The following is a 14,291-nucleotide window of genomic DNA, read 5'->3' on the forward strand; positions in this document are numbered from 1 at the left end:
TGAGATCACGCAAGTGTTTATTTCAACTTTTTTTCTGTTTGCTCAAAAACCGGGCAAACACATAAGGTATCGCTGATTTCCTGTGCATTATGCACAAAAAAGGGGCGCTTTCGCACCCCTCTGTTTTGCTTTCTTCTGTTATTACTGTTTCGCGGTGATCACACCATCGGTTAAATCCAGAGTGATCATTTTGCCCGGAATCAGTTTGCCGGACAGCATCGCCTGCGCCATCGGGTTTTCGATCTCCTGCTGAATAGCCCGTTTCAGCGGACGTGCCCCGAATACCGGGTCGAATCCGGCTTCTGCCAGTTTATCCAGCGCACTGTCAGTAATCGTGACCTGATAGCCGTGCTCTTCCAGACGTTTGTACAGGCGTTTGAGCTGAATTTTCGCAATCGCGTGGATCTGCTCTTTCGCCAGCGGATGGAATACCACCACTTCATCAATACGGTTGATGAATTCCGGTCTGAAGTGATGAGAAACCACTTCCATGACCGCGCCTTTCATTGCATCGTAATTCAGTTCACCAAAGTGTTCCTGAATCCGGTCAGACCCCAGGTTAGAGGTCATAATCACGACCGTGTTACGGAAGTCCACAGTGCGCCCCTGCCCGTCAGTCAGCCGTCCGTCATCCAGCACCTGTAATAAGATGTTGAAGACATCCGGATGCGCTTTTTCCACTTCATCCAGCAGAATGACGGAATAAGGACGACGGCGGACCGCTTCGGTCAGATAACCGCCCTCTTCATACCCGACATATCCCGGAGGTGCCCCGATAAGCCGTGCCACAGAGTGTTTTTCCATAAACTCGGACATATCGATACGCACCATCGCGTCATCGCTGTCGAACAGGAAATCAGCCAGCGCTTTACACAGCTCGGTTTTACCCACCCCGGTCGGTCCGAGGAACAGGAACGAACCAATCGGACGGTTCGGATCCGATAACCCGGCACGGCTGCGGCGGATAGCATTGGCTACCGCGTCAACTGCTTCATCCTGGCCGATCACACGGCTGTGCATCACCTGCTCCATGCGCAGCAGTTTTTCACGCTCGCCTTCCAGCATGCGGGATACCGGAATACCGGTCCAGCGCGCCAGGATCTCAGCGATTTCCACATCAGTGACTTTATTACGCAGCAGTTTCATCTCTTTATCTTCTGCCGCATTGGCTGCTGCCAGCTGTTTTTCCAGCTCCGGAATTTTACCGTACTGTAATTCTGACATTTTGGTCAGATCACCGGTACGGCGTGCCTGCTCCAGTGCCGTTTTTGCCTGCTCCAGTTCTGCTTTGATGTGCTGGGTACCGGACAGCGTTGCTTTCTCCGCTTTCCACTCTTCTTCCAGAGACGCATACTCGCGCTCTTTCTCGGTCAGTTCCTGCTCCAGCATATTAAGCCGTTTTTTACTGGCATCATCAGACTCTTTTTTCAGTGCCTGCTGTTCCAGTTTTAACTGAATGATACGGCGATCCAGTCTGTCGAGGGATTCCGGTTTGGAATCCATCTGCATACGCAGACTTGCACCTGCTTCATCAATCAGGTCAATCGCTTTATCCGGTAACATACGATCCGTGATATAGCGGTGAGATAACGTTGCCGCCGCGACAATCGCCGGGTCGGTTATCTGCACATGGTGATGCAGTTCATACCGCTCTTTCAGACCACGCAGAATCGCAATGGTGTCTTCCACTGTCGGCTCTGCCACATAGACTTTCTGGAAACGGCGCTCTAATGCCGCATCTTTCTCTATATACTGGCGGTATTCATCCAGTGTGGTTGCGCCCACACAGTGCAGTTCACCACGGGCCAGTGCCGGTTTCAGCATGTTCCCGGCGTCCATTGCGCCATCCGCTTTACCTGCGCCGACCATGGTATGCAGCTCATCAATAAAGAGGATGACACTGCCTTCTTCTTTGGATAATTCATTCAGAACGGCTTTCAGACGCTCCTCGAAATCACCGCGGTATTTGGCACCAGCCAGCAGCGCACCGAGATCCAGAGACAGCACGCGTTTATTTTTCAGTCCTTCCGGGACTTCGCCGTTGACGATACGCTGCGCCAGTCCTTCCACGATGGCGGTTTTACCCACCCCGGGCTCCCCGATCAGTACCGGGTTGTTTTTGGTTCTGCGCTGTAAGACCTGGATAGTCCGGCGGATCTCTTCATCACGGCCGATAACCGGGTCGAGTTTGCCGGATTCGGCGCGCTCAGTTAAATCAATCGTATATTTCTTCAGGGCCTGGCGTTGATCTTCCGCGCCCTGGTCATTCACATTCTCACCACCACGCATAATGTCTATAGCCTTCTTAAGTGTTTGTTTATTAATTCCGGCTGCTTTTAATACATCTGCTAATGAGCTGTTGCTCTCTAATACAGCCAGAACAAAAATTTCGGATGCGATGTAAGCATCATTTTGTTTTTGTGCAATCTGGTCACATATATTCAGGTGACGGATTAAATCCTGAGAGGGTTGCACATCCCCGGCGGAACCTTCCACCTGCGGTAAACGACTGATGGTGTCATCAATCTTCTGATTAAGCTGCGCAATATCCGCCCCGGCTGATGCCAGTAACGGACGCACCGACCCGCCTTCCTGATGCAGAAATGCTGACAGTAAATGCACGGGTTCAATAAACTGATTGCTGTGCCCGACTGCAAGAGACTGGGCGTCGGCGAGCGCTTGCTGGAATTTATTCGTGAAACGATCCAAACGCATAACACCTCCAAAAAATGGCTTTGAATTTTAGCTAAGTACTAAATGAGGACTTTTGTCAAATATTCAAGCCAGATTTTGAAAAAATATTAAATATTATGCGTAATCCTGAAGGTTATGACTTTTGCGGCGGGGTGATCCAGATAAATGACGCCATCCGTCCGGTACGGGCATCACGGCGGTAAGAAAAGAAGCGGGCAGAATCTGTCACGGTGCATTCGGTGCCGCCGGAAACAGCGGTCACACCGGCTGCTGCCAGCCGCTGACGGGCCAGCTGATAAATATCCGCCAGATATTTATCACCATGCGGAATAAATGCTGAAGCTGCTTCTGCCGCGTGCGCCATAAACGCCTCCCGCACTTCAGCGCCGACCTCAAATTTCTGCGGGCCGATGGCCGGCCCCAGCCAGGCAATAATGTCTGACGGCGCAGCCGTAAAGCAGGAGACCGTATTTTCCAGCACGCCACCACATAAACTGCGCCAGCCGGCGTGAGCACCGGCCACTTCGCGCCCGTCACGGGAACAGAACAGTACCGGCAGGCAATCCGCCGTCATGATCGCACAGACCTTCCCCGGGGTGCGGGTATACACCGCATCGGCCTGCGGGCCGCGCGGTGTGTTGTCATCCAGAATGGCAACATCCGTTCCGTGTACCTGATTCAGCCACAGCGGCGTGTCCGGAAACCCGGCCGCCTCTGCCAGAATCGCCCGGTTACGGGCGACATCCTCCGGGGAATCACCGGTATGCAGCCCCAGATTGAGGCTGTCAAACGGCGGCTGACTGACACCGCCTGTACGTAATGAACTGCAGGCTCTCACACCTGCGGGCAGCGGCCATTGCGGGGTAATCAGTGCGGTCATGGTGACTCCTTACCAGTCCATATCATCCTGATGCTCTTGTGCATCAGCTTTGAGAACTTCAATCAGTTTCACCATATCATCCGGAATCGGCGCGTGCCACTCCATCTGAATCCCGGTGATCGGATGGTAAAGACGCAGCATGGTGGCATGCAGAGCCTGGCGGTCAAATTCACGCAGTGCATCGCGGAATTCATCACTTGCCCCTTTCAGCGGGCGCGGACGACCGCCGTAGAGCTGATCACCCACCAACGGATGATTGATATGTGCCATATGCACACGGATCTGGTGAGTACGGCCGGTTTCCAGACGCAGACGCAGACGGGTGTGAGCACGGAAATGCTCCATCACACGGTAATGTGTCACCGCCGGTTTACCCATCGGGTTAACGGCCATATGAGTACGTTTGGTCGGGTGGCGGGAAATCGGTTCTTCCACTTTGCCGCCCGCTGTCATACGGCCATTGGCCACCGCTTCATATTCACGGGTGATTTCGCGCAGTTGCAGTGATTCCACCAGCCGTGTCTGGGCAGGTACAGTTTTCGCCACCACCATCAGCCCGGTGGTATCTTTATCCAGGCGGTGAACGATACCCGCACGCGGCACATCGGCAATATCAGGATAATGATACAGCAGCGCGTTCAGGACAGTACCGTCCGGATTACCTGCTCCCGGGTGCACCACAAAATCACGCGGTTTATTAATCACCAGGATATCATCATCTTCATAAACGATATTGAGCGGCAGGTTTTGCGGTTCAAAACGCATGTCCTCATCAATCAGTGCATCAATACTGATCTGTTCCCCGCCCAGCATTTTTTCTTTTGGTTTGTTGACAAGACGGCCGTTAACCTGAACCCTGTCATCTAAGATCCACTCTTTTATACGTGATCGTGAATAATCAGGGAACAATTCCGCCAAAGCCTGATCTAAACGCTGACCGAGCTGTGATTCATTAATAGTTGCGGTAAGTTGTATTTCTTGAGCCATGTTTGTCTCTGTTTCAGAAAGTTATATTTTGAACGGTAACACCGTTTCATTTAAACTATGTGGTATTGTATCGTGATCGCCAGCGGGAGCTGTACGGAGTGCTCCCTAAAAAATATTCAGAGGATAATCAACACGTGATGATACGTATGAAATATCTCGTGGCCGCCGCCACGCTAAGCCTCATGTTGTCCGGCTGTTCCGGAAACAAGGAAATTCTCCCGGATGCCTCACCGTCAGAGCTGTATACTGTCGGCCAGGAAAAATTACAGGACGGTAACTATAAAGGGGCCATCACGCAGCTTGAGACCCTCGATAACCGTTTTCCTTTCGGCCCGTATTCGCAGCAGGTTCAGCTGGATCTGATTTACGCCTACTATAAAGCAGGTGATTTACAGATGGCACTGGCCTCAATCGACCGTTTCATGCGTCTGAACCCGACACATCCGAACATCGATTACGTCCTGTACATGCGCGGTCTGACCGCTCAGGCGCTCGATGATAACATGCTGCAGAGTTTCTTTGGTATCGATCGTGCAGACCGTGACCCGCAAAACGCGCGTGTGGCGTTCCAGGATTTCAGCCAGTTACTGCGTTATTATCCGACCAGTATCTATGCAACAGACTCCGCAAAACGTCTGGTATTCCTCAAAGATCGCCTTGCGGCCTTTGAACTGGCCGTTGCGAAATTCTACACGAAACGCGGGGCATATGTCGCGGTGATTAATCGTGTTGAATTAATGCTGCGTGATTATCCGGACACACTGGCGACACGTCAGGCGCTGCCGCTGATGGAAAATGCCTATAATGAACTGGGATTAACGGCGGAAGCCGGAAAAGTGGCACAGCTGATTGCCGCCAACCCGCGCGACTGAGTTCCGTTTTACTCATCTGATTGAAAAGGCCATCTCCGGATGGCTTTTTTATTGTCTTATCATTATGTTACTACATAAAAAATGGCCGACAGCCTTCTCGTCTCTGAGAATATGCGGTCAGCCAACTTATCGATAATGCACGATTCAGTCCCTTCCCGCAAGTTGTATCATCTGTATTCTCAGCCTGAGTCACAAAATTATAACCTTTTGAAAAAACTAAAAAATATTAGTGACGGCGATCAATTTTTTCTTGCCGCCATCAACGTATTCTGAGTATCAACAAGACGGATGTAACAAAGAGAGGTCACTATGAATGTGAATATCACCAGTAAGCAAATGGAGATCACCCCGGCAATCCGGGAGCATGTTGAAAACCGTCTCGATAAGCTGAGTAAGTGGCAGGTTCCTTTAATTAACCCGCACATTATCCTCGCGAAAGATCCGCAGGGATTTGTGGTTGATGCCACCATCAGCACACCGAATGGAAATTTAGTTGCCAGCGCCAAACACGCTGATATGTACGCCGCCATCAATGAATTACTGGCGAAACTGGAACGGCAGCTGAATAAAGCACAGCACAAAGGTGAAGCGCGCCGCGCGGATAACAGTGTTAAAGAAGCCAACCTTGTGTCTGATGAAGAATCCGCAGAATAAAAAATATAATAAATTGAGTTTTGTCTCTGCGCGCCCTCCGGGCGCGTTTTTTTTTGGTTGACACAACGGGTTGCATCAGGTCTATTAACTATCATCTGATGACACAACGGACAACGCACTGACCATGTATCCCCGTATCCGCTTCTTCTTTTTCTTTTTTCGCTTCTGTTAATGAGGCTTTTTGTCGTGTGAGAAAGAAAACGAAGACGCACAGAAAAGCCTCCCGCTGCGGAGGCTTTTTTTTATCGCCGGGAAACAGGGTCTGAGGACAACATATGAACGATCTTTTAGCTATACGGGAACAAATCAGCCAGCTGGATGCACAATTGCTGGATCTGCTGGCAAAGCGGCGGCAGCTCGCCGTGGCTGTCGCACAGACAAAATTACAGGATAACCGCCCCATCCGCGATAAGAACCGCGAGCGTGAACTGCTGGATGTGCTGATAAACAAAGGCAAGCCGCACGGACTGGACGGATTTTATATCACCCGCCTGTTCCAGCTGATTATTGAAGATTCCGTCCTGACCCAGCAGGCGATTCTGCAAAAACACCTGAACCAGACACCGGATAACAGTGCACGGATAGCCTTCCTCGGCCCGAGAGGGTCTTATTCACATGTGGCCGCCCGCCAGTATTCCGCCCGTCATTTCGATCATATGACCGAGTTCAGCTGCAGTAAATTCCGCGATATTTTTGAGCTGGTTGAAAACGGTCAGGCCGATTACGGGATGCTGCCGCTGGAAAATACCAGTTCCGGCGCCATCAATGATGTCTATGATTTACTGCAGACCACCCCGCTTTCCATTGTCGGCGAGTTGCGCCTGCCGGTGAATCACTGTCTGCTGACCATTCCGGGCGCGGATATTGCCGGGATCACCACCCTTTACAGCCATCCGCAGCCGTTTGAGCAGTGCAGCCAGTATCTCAGCCAATTCCCAGATCGCAAAATTGAATACTGCGAAAGTACCGCGGCGGCGATGGAAAAAGTTGCCTCCCTCAACCGGACAGATGTTGCAGCTCTCGGCAGCGAGGCCGGCGGCGCACTGTACGGGTTACAGGCGATCGCACAGAATCTTGCCAATCAGCAGACCAATATGACGCGCTTTATTGTCATTGCCCGCCAGCCGATTGATGTGTCAGAGCAGGTACCGGCGAAAACCACGCTGCTGATGGCGACCGGGCAACAGGCCGGTGCGCTGGTCGATGCCCTGATTATCCTGAAAGAGCATGACATTGTAATGAGCAAACTGGAATCCCGCCCTATTCACGGCACGCCGTGGGAAGAGATGTTTTATATTGATGTGCATGCCAATCTGCGCTCAGTACCGATGCAGCAGGCGCTCAAAGCGTTACAGGCAATCGCCCGTTCAGTGAAGGTGCTCGGCAGTTATCCGGGGGAACATATCCCGCCTGCCTTAATCGGCTGATTATACCTGCCGGGGGTGCTGCCGCACCCCGCCACCGCACAATACGTCTGTCAGGCGCCCGGTTTTACACGTAGCATGTTCTGCATATCTGTTTGTCACCATCAGAGGTTGCGGGTAAACTGCACCCTTTATTTTTATTCGGAGTTCTTACGGCATGAGTGATATTGCGGGCTGGCAGCCGACTGCCCCGATAGCCAATCTATTAAAACGCGCAAAAATTGTTAATGAAATCAGACATTTTTTTGCAGACAGAGGTGTATTAGAAGTCGAAACGCCGACCATGAGTCAGGCGACCGTCACCGATGTCCATCTGCGCGCCTTTGAAACTCGGTTTACCGGCCCCGGAGCCGCACAGGGAATAACGCTTTATCTGATGACCAGTCCGGAATACCACATGAAACGGTTACTGGCAGCGGGCAGCGGCCCTATTTATCAGATGGGCCGCAGTTATCGTAACGAGGAAGCCGGACGCTATCATAATCCGGAGTTCACCATGCTCGAATGGTATCGTCCTCACTATGATATGTACCGTCTGATAAATGAGGTTGATGATTTATTACAGCAAACCTTAGAGTGTGAAAGTGCAGAATCGTTATCCTATCAGCAGGCTTTCCTGCGCTACCTGGATATTGATCCGCTGACCGCCGAGAAAGACAAACTGCGTGAAGTTGCGGCCAAACTGGATGTCAGCAATATTGCCGATACTGAGGAAGATCGCGATACTATTTTGCAGTTGCTGTTTATGGTGGGTGTGGAGCCGCATATTGGGCTGGAAAAACCGACCTTTATTTATCACTTCCCGGCAAGCCAGGCCTCACTGGCGGAGATCAGCTCTGAAGATCACCGCGTGGCCGAGCGCTTTGAAGTGTATTACAAAGGGGTTGAACTGGCAAACGGCTTCCGTGAACTGACTGATGCCGCAGAGCAGCGTCAGCGCTTTGAACGGGATAACCGCAAACGGGCAAGTATGGGTCTGCCGGAGCAGCCGATTGATGAAAATCTGCTGGCAGCACTTGAACACGGATTCCCGGAATGTGCCGGTGTGGCACTGGGGATTGACCGCCTGATTATGCTCGCACTGGGTGCAGAGCGGATCAGTGATGTGATCGCCTTCCCGGTTGATCGCGCATAATACCTCCTTCAGCCATCTGTTATGCAGATGGCTGCTTCTCTTTTCTTCATCTCATCTTTATTTTACCCGGCATAGCTAGTCAGCTCATTATTTGAAAGTGATCTGCATGGTCTGGTGCTATTTTTCGCTGAACATATATTAACGATATAAATCAGCGGAAAATAAGTTATGCACATATCATCAGAAATCTTATCAGCTAAATTTCATGCGTTTGAATCATCTGTAAAATCAGCAGTTAAAAACCTGTTTGCTTCATTACATTCTGTTTCTGATATTAAAATGACCAGCCATAAACCAGCTGAACCCACATTTAAGCAGGTTAACCTATGTCTTGATGAGGATGTGAATCAGGATCAAAGCATCACGTTCCGGGGTTACTGCAATAACTTCCGTGGCAATAAAGAAGATGCCATTCTGCTGCATGGACACTGGAAAGACGGACTCATACAGGTTGGTGGTAAGGCTGCCGCCGTTATAGAAAATAACAGGCTGGTTAAAATAAACGGGCAAGTTCAGCTAAAAACGGATCTGAGTGAAGCACAATGTCTGAATGCACAAGAACTGGTGGCTTACATAAATAAAAAATCCGGAGGCTCAGTTGATCTACTCAGGAATAACGGTCCTATCCATTTAGTTAGTTGTTTTGCAAAACGTCAGGCTGCGCAAGACCTTGCTGATGTGACAGGTCGTCCGGTCATTGCTTACTCCAATCAGCAAACAATTACTGCCGGTTATAACTATATTCATAACAAAGAATTTAATATTGAATCCAAACTCAAACATGCATGGGATCCGCGAGCTGTCATTATGAAAAAGGTATCTCATCAGGCAGTACCAAAAACCTTCTACCCTTCGGGAAATGGTGTGAAATAACCGGCAATGTATGAAGGTGCTGAAAATATCAGCACCTTCATATTTATCAGCGGCGGCTGTCGCTAGCCTGTTGCAGTAATCCCTGACTCTCTTTCATAAAGCGCTGTGCGTGCTCACCAAACCAGTCACTGACGGCGGAGAACTGCGAAATAAACTCTGCTTTATCTCGGCTTTCCAGCAGTGACATGGCTTCACCGAACTCACGGTGATAATCCTCTATCACATCCAGGTTATCTTCCGAAGCCATAATGATATCGGCATAAAGCTGCGGATCCTGGGCAAACAGACGACCAATCATGACCAGTTCCAGCCGGTAAATCGGTGAGGACAATGACAGCAGCTGCGCGAGATCGACATTTTCTTTTGCCAGATACCGCCCGTAAGCAAAGGTAGTGAAGTGACGCAGCGCCTGAATGTAGCGCATATTGCGATCATGCTCCTGCGCCTTAATACCCTGTAAATGCGCGCCCCAGACTGTAATTTGCTCCAGGAACCACTGATACCGCTCCGGGAAACGTCCGTCACAAAAGGCCACCACCTGCTTGGCAAAACTGCCGACATCCGGCCCGAACATCGGGTGCAACCCGAGCACCGGCCCGTTGTGTACTGCCAGCATCGCCTGTAACGGCCCCGCTTTAACCGACGCAAGATCTGCCAGAATGCAATCTTCCGGCAGCGGCGGTAATTGTTTAATAACCTGTTCGGTCAGGTGGATAGGCACACTGACAATCACCATGCCCGCATCTGCCAGCAGTTCCGGGGCATCCGCCCAGTCGCCGCTGTCCAGAATACGCACGGTATAACCGGACAGTGTCAGCATTCGCCGGAACAACTGCCCCATTTTGCCGTCACCACCGACAATCACTATCGGCCGGGCCTGCTCATTGAGCTTTTTAAACCCTTTATCATTCTCACGGGAATAGGACTCCCGCATGATACGGCGCAGCACATCCTCTATCAGATCCGGCGGAACCCCGAGGGATTCCGCCTCCTGCCGCCGTGATGCCAGCATTGCGGCTTCGCGATCCGGCGCATAGACCGGCAGGCCGTGCTGGCTTTTCACTTCCCCGACTTCCGCCACTAGCTGCAGGCGTTTTGCCAGCAGTGACAGCAGCGATTTATCCACTTCATCAATTTGATCACGTAAATGTGTTAATGCACCGGACATACACCCTGCCTGTTTTTATTATCCTGCCTGCTGTAACTGAACCACACGCTCTGCCAGCGCCGGTGAGATCTGCTGATGCAGCTGACGCAGAACTGCTTCAGTGGTTTCCCAACTGATGCAGGCGTCTGTCACTGACACGCCGTACTGCATGGCACTGCGCGGCTGTTCTGATGACTGATTGCCTTCATTAATATGGCTTTCCAGCATAATACCGGTAATTGAGGTATTTCCGGCACAAATTTGTTCTGCCACGGCATCCACCACCAGCGGCTGACGACGGAAATCTTTATCCGAGTTGCCGTGACTGCAGTCTACCATCAGTGAAGGGGTGAGACCGGCTTTCTTCATTTGTGCCTCGCATTCCGTAATATCTTCCGCACTGTAGTTCGGGCGTTTTCCGCCGCGCAGGATCACATGGCCGTTCGGGTTACCCTGTGTCTGTAACAGACATACCTGACCGGACTGGTTGATCCCCATAAAACGGTGCGGCATGGACGCAGCTTTCATGGCGTTGATGGCAGTGCTCAGGCTGCCGTCAGTCCCGTTTTTAAAGCCGACCGGCATGGACAGACCGGATGCCATTTCACGGTGTGTCTGTGATTCAGTGGTACGTGCACCGATAGCAGACCAGCTGAACAGATCCCCGAGGTACTGCGGGTTATTCGGATCCAGCGCTTCACCGGCCAGCGGCAGGCCGAGCTGAACCAGATCCACCATCAGTTTGCGGGCGATGTGCAGACCTTTTTCCATCTCGAAAGATCCATCCATAAACGGATCACTGATAAGTCCTTTCCAGCCCACGGTTGTCCGCGGTTTTTCAAAATAGACACGCATCACGATATACAGACTGTCACTCAACTCAGCAGATAATTCTTTCAGACGACGGGCATACTCCAGCGCTGCATCCGTGTCATGAACGGAACACGGGCCACAGACAACCAGTAAACGCGGGTCGCGGTGATGAACAATATCCGCAATCGTCTTACGTGCACCGGCGATGGCATGCTGGTCGTTGCGACTCAATGGGTACTTTTGTTTCAGTTCTTCCGGTGAGATTAAAACAATTTCATCACTGATGTGAACGTTATTGAGTGCGTCTTTTTGCATGATCATAGTGTTTTCCTGCTGAGTTTTACAAAAAATGGATTACGTGTTGAGTGTCTGAGAAAACACCATAACATCCTTCGTAAATAATTCAATCCAAAATCGTAAAATATTTATATTTTCGTACATTTTAAATTACAAAATAAAAATAAGATGTTCTGCACAGATAACACCCATCAGCTAAACCTCTTATAAATAAATGATAATTTATTGAAAATACAGTTAATTGATCGGATTAAGATTATGGTGTGTAAGATAGTGACAGAAAGAAAGGTAGTTTATAAGGTAGGCATAATGTAAATAAATATTTACGGCATAAAATGATGTCATATAAACAATACAGAGAATCGAACGGAAAACAGGCGGGAAAGGAAAATAAAATAGCGTATAAAAAAGGCCAGCACGAGGCTGGCCTTTTATTATCATATCGGATGCTTGCGCATTATTTTGCGTTCAAACGCTCTTTAATACGAGCTGCCTTACCTGAACGCTCACGCAGGTAGTACAGTTTAGCACGACGAACGGCACCACGGCGTTTAACGCTGATGCTGTCAACAACAGGTGAGTGAGTCTGGAATACACGCTCAACACCTTCGCCGTTAGAAATCTTGCGAACAGTGAATGCAGAGTGCAGACCGCGGTTACGGATAGCGATAACCACGCCCTCGAATGCCTGCAGACGTTTTTTAGAACCTTCAACGACCCATACCTTAACTTCCACGGTGTCACCCGGACGGAATGAAGGTACGTCTTGTTTCATCTGCTCTTGTTCAAGTTGTTTAATAATGTTGCTCATAATAAATCTCTTACCCTAGGTAAACTGATATTTCAAAAGATATCCCGCAGGATACCTGGATTAACTTGTTGCTCCGGACTGATATTCCCGCTGGAATTCAGCCAGCAACATCCTTTGCTCGTCAGTCAGAGCTAGGCTTTCCAGAAGTTCAGGTCTTCTGAGCCAGGTGCGACCGAGTGACTGTTTCATACGCCAGCGATCAATTTCTGCATGGTTGCCCGACAGTAAAACCGGCGGAACACACATGCCATCCAACACTTCAGGGCGGGTATAGTGCGGGTGATCAAGTAAACCGTCAGCAAAGGAATCTTCTTTTGCTGATGCCTGATGTCCGAGGACACCCGGGACAAAACGCGATACCGCATCAATCAGTACCATCGCCGGTAATTCACCACCACTGAGCACGTAATCCCCGACTGACCATTCTTCATCAATCTCAGTCTGGATAACGCGTTCATCTACTCCCTCATACCGGCCGCACACCAGAATTAACTTCTCGTTGGCGGCCAGCTCACAAACTCCCTGTTGATCGAGTTTGCGGCCCTGCGGCGAAAGATAAATCACTTTCGCATTGTCACCTGCGGCAGCTTTTGCTGCATGGATAGCTTTGCGCAGAGGCTCCACCATCATCAGCATGCCGGGACCGCCCCCGTAGGGCCGATCGTCCACAGTGTGGTGCCGGTCATACGTGAAATCACGCGGGTTCCAGCAATCTACACTGATCAGGCCGTTTTTTACTGCCCGTCCGGTTACACCATGCCCGGTTATTGAGAGGAACATTTCAGGAAACAGGCTGATAACCCCAATCCACATTTTCGTGTCCCACTTAATGACAAAACCATCACCGGAGGTTTAAAAACCGGGATCCCACTCAACTTCAATCAGTTTTTCAGTGAGATCAACTTTCCTGATAACCTGCCCGTCAAGAAACGGTACTAACCGCTCTTTCATGCCGAAGGCATCTTTCAGATTTGCTTTAATCACCAGAACATCATTCGACCCGGTTTCCATTAAATCGGTTACGGTGCCGAGATCATATCCGCCGGTGGTCACTACACGGCAGCCCATCAGGTCTTTCCAGTAGTAATCATCGCCGTCTAATTCCGGTAACTGCGAACTGTCTACCACGATTTCCGCGTTAGTCAGTACGTTTGCCGCATCTCTGTCGTCAACCCCTTTGAGTTTGACGATCATATCCTGATTGTGGGATTTCCAGTCTTCCGGTTCGATGTGTTGCCACACCCCGTTACGCTGGATAAACCACGGCTGATAATCAAAAATACTTTCAGTATTTTCGGTGGAAGAAAACACTCTGAGCCACCCTTTAATACCGTAAGATGACCCCAGTTTGCCGAGTACAATCGGATCAGAAGGGGCTTGCGGATTAGTGTGCTTGCTCATTGTTACCACCGTGACAGATTAAGCTGCTTTTTTTGCGTCTTTGATCAGTACAGCAACACGATCAGAGACAGTTGCACCCAGACCAACCCAGTGTTCAACACGGTCCAGATCTAAGCGCAGAGTTTCAGCCTTACCGGCAGCGATAGGGTTGAAGAAACCAATACGTTCGATGAAACGACCGTCACGTGCATTACGACTGTCGGTTACGACGATTTGGTAGAACGGACGCTTTTTTGCGCCGCCACGAGCTAAACGAATTGTTACCATAACATCCTCATTGAATTGACAAACAACCAGACCCCA

14 protein-coding genes and 1 other annotated feature are annotated in these 14,291 nt (G+C 50.2%); of the genes, 5 read left to right on the forward strand and 9 right to left on the reverse strand.

The features are described from left to right. Positions 1 to 141 precede the first annotated feature (141 nt). The 3 genes from clpB to rluD form a co-directional block, all read right to left on the reverse strand. A complete protein-coding gene (clpB, locus tag JL661_RS13465; protein WP_062773146.1) occupies positions 142 to 2,715 on the reverse strand; it encodes an ATP-dependent chaperone ClpB in 2,574 nt (857 codons plus the stop codon). A gap of 112 nt (positions 2,716 to 2,827) precedes the next feature. Beyond that, positions 2,828 to 3,574 carry a purine nucleoside phosphorylase YfiH gene (gene yfiH / locus JL661_RS13470; RefSeq protein ID WP_004237890.1) on the reverse strand — a complete coding sequence of 249 codons (747 nt, stop codon included), beginning with the start codon at positions 3,572 to 3,574 and terminating at the stop codon, positions 2,828 to 2,830. A gap of 9 nt (positions 3,575 to 3,583) precedes the next feature. Then, a complete protein-coding gene (gene rluD / locus JL661_RS13475) occupies positions 3,584 to 4,561 on the reverse strand; it encodes a 23S rRNA pseudouridine(1911/1915/1917) synthase RluD (RefSeq protein ID WP_004237889.1) in 978 nt (325 codons plus the stop codon). A 137-nt stretch (positions 4,562 to 4,698) separates the two neighbouring features. Here rluD and bamD point away from each other — a divergent pair, with 137 nt between their 5' ends. From bamD to JL661_RS13500, 5 genes are all read left to right on the forward strand, one after another. Further along, on the forward strand, positions 4,699 to 5,433 hold the full coding sequence (gene bamD / locus JL661_RS13480) for an outer membrane protein assembly factor BamD (protein WP_024472621.1): 735 nt from the start codon (positions 4,699 to 4,701) through the stop codon (positions 5,431 to 5,433). Positions 5,434 to 5,742: 309 nt separating this feature from the next. Next, the gene (gene raiA, locus JL661_RS13485) at positions 5,743 to 6,087 is read left to right on the forward strand and encodes a ribosome-associated translation inhibitor RaiA (protein WP_004237887.1); all 345 of its coding nucleotides are present in this window, start codon (positions 5,743 to 5,745) and stop codon (positions 6,085 to 6,087) included. A 123-nt stretch (positions 6,088 to 6,210) separates the two neighbouring features. Beyond that, positions 6,211 to 6,332 (forward strand) — a sequence feature (Phe leader region). Positions 6,333 to 6,362: 30 nt separating this feature from the next. Then, positions 6,363 to 7,514, forward strand: a complete 1,152-nt coding sequence (gene pheA / locus JL661_RS13490) for a bifunctional chorismate mutase/prephenate dehydratase (protein ID WP_062773143.1) — start codon at positions 6,363 to 6,365, stop codon at positions 7,512 to 7,514. A gap of 154 nt (positions 7,515 to 7,668) precedes the next feature. Further along, a complete protein-coding gene (gene epmA, locus JL661_RS13495) occupies positions 7,669 to 8,646 on the forward strand; it encodes an elongation factor P--(R)-beta-lysine ligase (protein ID WP_004238737.1) in 978 nt (325 codons plus the stop codon). Between the two features lie 168 nt (positions 8,647 to 8,814). Continuing rightward, positions 8,815 to 9,519 (forward strand): hypothetical protein, encoded by a 705-nt coding sequence (locus tag JL661_RS13500; protein ID WP_036414086.1) that lies wholly within the window; start codon positions 8,815 to 8,817, stop codon positions 9,517 to 9,519. 46 nt (positions 9,520 to 9,565) lie between these two features. On the opposite strand, the gene tyrA is transcribed toward JL661_RS13500, so the two are convergent. The 6 genes from tyrA to rpsP form a co-directional block, all read right to left on the reverse strand. Further along, positions 9,566 to 10,687, reverse strand: a complete 1,122-nt coding sequence (gene tyrA / locus JL661_RS13505; protein WP_004238738.1) for a bifunctional chorismate mutase/prephenate dehydrogenase — start codon at positions 10,685 to 10,687, stop codon at positions 9,566 to 9,568. Between the two features lie 18 nt (positions 10,688 to 10,705). Next, positions 10,706 to 11,800: a 3-deoxy-7-phosphoheptulonate synthase gene (locus JL661_RS13510; RefSeq protein WP_004237882.1), complete on the reverse strand. Its 1,095-nt coding sequence runs from the start codon at positions 11,798 to 11,800 to the stop codon at positions 10,706 to 10,708. Between the two features lie 433 nt (positions 11,801 to 12,233). Then, on the reverse strand, positions 12,234 to 12,587 hold the full coding sequence (gene rplS / locus JL661_RS13515; RefSeq protein WP_004237881.1) for a 50S ribosomal protein L19: 354 nt from the start codon (positions 12,585 to 12,587) through the stop codon (positions 12,234 to 12,236). Between the two features lie 60 nt (positions 12,588 to 12,647). After that, positions 12,648 to 13,400: a tRNA (guanosine(37)-N1)-methyltransferase TrmD gene (gene trmD, locus JL661_RS13520; RefSeq protein ID WP_004237880.1), complete on the reverse strand. Its 753-nt coding sequence runs from the start codon at positions 13,398 to 13,400 to the stop codon at positions 12,648 to 12,650. Between the two features lie 39 nt (positions 13,401 to 13,439). Then, positions 13,440 to 13,988 carry a ribosome maturation factor RimM gene (gene rimM / locus JL661_RS13525; protein WP_004237879.1) on the reverse strand — a complete coding sequence of 183 codons (549 nt, stop codon included), beginning with the start codon at positions 13,986 to 13,988 and terminating at the stop codon, positions 13,440 to 13,442. 18 nt (positions 13,989 to 14,006) lie between these two features. Further along, positions 14,007 to 14,255 (reverse strand): 30S ribosomal protein S16, encoded by a 249-nt coding sequence (gene rpsP / locus JL661_RS13530; protein WP_004237878.1) that lies wholly within the window; start codon positions 14,253 to 14,255, stop codon positions 14,007 to 14,009. Between the last annotated feature and the right edge of the window lie 36 nt (positions 14,256 to 14,291).

Source organism: Morganella morganii (assembly GCF_019243775.1).
Lineage (GTDB): Bacteria > Pseudomonadota > Gammaproteobacteria > Enterobacterales > Enterobacteriaceae > Morganella > Morganella morganii.

Coding starts and splice junctions, on each gene's coding strand:
- clpB (WP_062773146.1), bottom strand. CDS start 2,715: ATGCGTTTGGATCGTTTCACGAATAAATTCCAGCAAGCGCTCGCCGAC.
- yfiH (WP_004237890.1), bottom strand. CDS start 3,574: ATGACCGCACTGATTACCCCGCAATGGCCGCTGCCCGCAGGTGTGAGA.
- rluD (WP_004237889.1), bottom strand. CDS start 4,561: ATGGCTCAAGAAATACAACTTACCGCAACTATTAATGAATCACAGCTC.
- bamD (WP_024472621.1), top strand. CDS start 4,699: ATGATACGTATGAAATATCTCGTGGCCGCCGCCACGCTAAGCCTCATG.
- raiA (WP_004237887.1), top strand. CDS start 5,743: ATGAATGTGAATATCACCAGTAAGCAAATGGAGATCACCCCGGCAATC.
- pheA (WP_062773143.1), top strand. CDS start 6,363: ATGAACGATCTTTTAGCTATACGGGAACAAATCAGCCAGCTGGATGCA.
- epmA (WP_004238737.1), top strand. CDS start 7,669: ATGAGTGATATTGCGGGCTGGCAGCCGACTGCCCCGATAGCCAATCTA.
- JL661_RS13500 (WP_036414086.1), top strand. CDS start 8,815: ATGCACATATCATCAGAAATCTTATCAGCTAAATTTCATGCGTTTGAA.
- tyrA (WP_004238738.1), bottom strand. CDS start 10,687: ATGTCCGGTGCATTAACACATTTACGTGATCAAATTGATGAAGTGGAT.
- JL661_RS13510 (WP_004237882.1), bottom strand. CDS start 11,800: ATGATCATGCAAAAAGACGCACTCAATAACGTTCACATCAGTGATGAA.
- rplS (WP_004237881.1), bottom strand. CDS start 12,587: ATGAGCAACATTATTAAACAACTTGAACAAGAGCAGATGAAACAAGAC.
- trmD (WP_004237880.1), bottom strand. CDS start 13,400: ATGTGGATTGGGGTTATCAGCCTGTTTCCTGAAATGTTCCTCTCAATA.
- rimM (WP_004237879.1), bottom strand. CDS start 13,988: ATGAGCAAGCACACTAATCCGCAAGCCCCTTCTGATCCGATTGTACTC.
- rpsP (WP_004237878.1), bottom strand. CDS start 14,255: ATGGTAACAATTCGTTTAGCTCGTGGCGGCGCAAAAAAGCGTCCGTTC.